The organism is Thiomicrospira sp., assembly GCF_014859555.1.
GTDB lineage: Bacteria > Pseudomonadota > Gammaproteobacteria > Thiomicrospirales > Thiomicrospiraceae > Thiomicrospira.
In genome coordinates this window covers 1-3,216 of record NZ_JACUTY010000099.1, presented here as the reverse complement: position 1 = coordinate 3,216, position 3,216 = coordinate 1, and the positions used below count along the sequence as shown (strand labels likewise).

2 protein-coding genes are annotated in these 3,216 nt (G+C 43.3%); both read left to right on the top strand.

Annotated elements, in window-relative coordinates:
- The first annotated feature begins 105 nt into the window (after nucleotides 1–105).
- Nucleotides 106–1,293, top strand: a complete 1,188-nt coding sequence (locus IBX48_RS10050) for an EAL domain-containing protein (RefSeq protein ID WP_296834085.1) — start codon at nucleotides 106–108, stop codon at nucleotides 1,291–1,293.
- Between the two features lie 56 nt (nucleotides 1,294–1,349).
- The coding region (locus IBX48_RS10045; protein ID WP_296834083.1) for a cache domain-containing protein at nucleotides 1,350–3,216 on the top strand (1,867 nt) is incomplete at its 3' end.

The following is a 3,216-nucleotide window of genomic DNA, read 5'->3' as shown; positions in this document are numbered from 1 at the left end:
AGCCCCCATAAATCGGTTAAATACCTGATATACCGCTTGTTTTTAAAAATTTACACGCCCCATGCTTATGTATAAAAATTATTAATAAGCAAGCATGAAAACTTAATGTCTATATCAACTCATTATCAACCTATTATTAGCTTGGCACATCGACGTGTGGTTGGTTACGAAGCCCTATTACGTGCCAAACGCTCTAATGGCGAGTTTTGTCCACCACTGGAAGCCTTTGAACACGCTCGCGAACAAGGACGAGCTGAACAATTTGATCGTCTGTGTTTAGCCAACCACCTTAAACATTTCGAATCGATTAAACGCCCAGATCAATGGTTATTTTTAAATTTAAGCAGCGACACAATTAACCCTAAAAACCAACGCGCCGAACTCATTGCTAAACGTTTAGCCAAACAAGGACTACAGCCGCAAAATATTGTATTAGAAATACTCGAAGATGCCGCCAAAGATGGTGAGCAGCTTAAAGAATTTGTGCATTATTATCGCGATGCCGGCTTTTTAATTGCGATTGATGATTTTGGCACGGGTCACTCAAACTTTGACCGCATGTGGGAGCTCAAACCCAACATTGTCAAATTAGATCGCTCTATGCTCGTTAATGCGCGCAATAATCCAGGGCGTCAGCGTTGGTTAGCCCGCTGTATTGCGTTGTTACGTGAAACCGGTGCACTGATTATTGTTGAAGGCGTTGAAACGCAAGACGATGCTTTATTGGCGCTGGATTCGGATGCGGATTTAGCCCAAGGCTACTTATTCGCTAAACCCACCGCTGGTGGGGAACACGACCAGGCCTGGTTGTTAAATGAATTACAAATGCTACACCATCACAGCCTCTACAGTTTGGGTGAACGTCAACGTCTTCATACTCAAAAAAAACTCTGTTTAAAAAATATGTTATTGGAAACCTCAATCGCCATTTCGCAAGGCATTGATTTTAAAACCGCCACCACCGAAATATTACAACACACCGCGGTTGAGCGCGTTTATTTACTCAACAGCGAAGGCGTGCAAATTGTCGAAAGCCTGATCTCAGATCATGTGATTCAAGACACCTCGATGCGTTATGCACCACTCACCCGAAGCGACGGTGCCCTGTGGGCGAGACGCGCCTATTTTCGTAATGCGATGGATCAGCCCGATCAAGTTCAGCTTTCCGCTCCCTATATTGGGCTGCCGAATGCCAACTTAAATATCACGCTTTCTAAAGCACTCTGCCGCCCCTTTTCCGACGAAAAAAACGTGTTGTGCGTCGACATCAATGCGCACTACTTAAGTGAATAAAACTAAAGGGCACCTCGATTAACCTTAAAAAATACGAAGATAAGATGAGCTCAGCTATGCAAAATAACATGAAAGATCTAAAACATTACACCCAATATTTGCCCCAAGTAAAACGCTACTTAAGCCAACTTGAAGAACAAGATCTTTGGTGGACGACCGTAGCGATGGTCGGAAAAATTAACAATGAAAAAATGGACCCACAATTGTTGGTATCGATTGTTGAAACTCAAAAAGAGTTCCAACAGCTTCGGGATATGATGATCGAAGCCCTGATAACGCGTTACTTAAATCAAGCTAATAGCGAAGTCATGCTTAAAGCCCAAGCTACGATTGATATGATTAACCGTAACCTTTTCGAGCGCACCGCCGATGTCGGATTTTTGGCAACCGATGATGATTTAGTCAACTTTATGGCAGACCCGAATCCTGACGCCAATCAGCAGAACTTTATTCAAACCCGACTCGAAGAATATGTCGCCAAATACAGTGTGTACGATGACATCGTCTTACTTAAACCCAATGGCGACATGGCCGCCAAATTGAACCCAAGCAACCAAGCCCAACACAGCCATGACCCGTTAATACAGGAAGCCTTAATCGGAAAACATGACTATATCGAAGTGTATCGCCACAGTGATATTTTCCCGCAACATAATAAAAGCCTGGTTTATGCCAAACACATTCAACAACAGCAAGGTCGTGAAACCAAAACCATTGGCGTGCTTTGTTTAAGTTTTCGTTTTAACCAAGAAATGGAGTTGATTTTTGACACGCTAAACAGCCAAGACGCGGCTTATGAAATTCTGTTAAAAGATGAACTGGGCGAAGTGCTCGCATCGGACTGTCCCAAAACCCACCCAATTGGTCAGAAAACCACCCCACCCCAATTAAGCGAAAAACCCATTAGCCAACAAAACCAATTGCAGTTTTATGCTCAAGCCAAAGGTTACGAAGGTTTTATGGGACTGCCTTGGTTTAGTCAAATTAAGGTCGATAACCGCATCGCGTTTGCTGAAAAAACCAACAGCCAATATATTGGTTTAAAAATTTCACCCGAATCCCCGGTTTACTTAAAAGACCTAGAGCAAACCAATTTAAAAGTCAGTACGCTGCTGTTAATCGTGATTTTAAATGGCAAAATCACTTCGCTAAAAAAGGATGTGCAATCTTTCTTGCCGATTCTGGATAGCTTCCAAGACATCAGTCGGGGTATCGCCGAAATTTTTAATGATTTCATTAACCACATCCATGATGTGCTCATTGATACGGTGCAAGATAAAGTGCGTTTTAGTGGCACACTGGCGGCTGAAATTATGGATCGTAACCTATACGAACGTGCGAACGATTGTCGTTGGTGGGCGCTGAATTCGACCTTTCGTCAAATGCTTTCTCGACATGATCAAGGCGAAACCTTAAGCGGCGAACAAGAAAACGAACTCCACCGCATTTTGAAATACATCAACTCACTCTATACGGTTTATACCAACATTATGCTGTACGACCGCAAAGGCACGATTCTGGCGGTTTCCGATCCAGCGCAAGCCGAACTGGTTGGCCAATCATTAGGTCAGGTTCGCGACAGTCAGGCCTGCTTATTATTGGATAACACCCAAAGTTATACGGTGTCGGAGTTTGAGCAAACCAAACTTTATAACAACCGCCCGACTTATATTTACCATGCCGCAGTCAAAGACTGGAACAATATCAAAAAGAACGTCGGCGGCATTGCGCTGGTATTTGATAGCGAACCGCAATTTGAAGCCATGCTAAAAGACACCGAACCCAAATACTTAATTAAAGAAATACAACAAGCCTCATTCAGTATGTTTGTGCAACTTAACGGAATTTTGGTGGCCAGCAGTCATCCGGAGTTTGCACCAGGCCTGGTGATGGATTTGCCGAATGAATTATTGGATTTTGAAC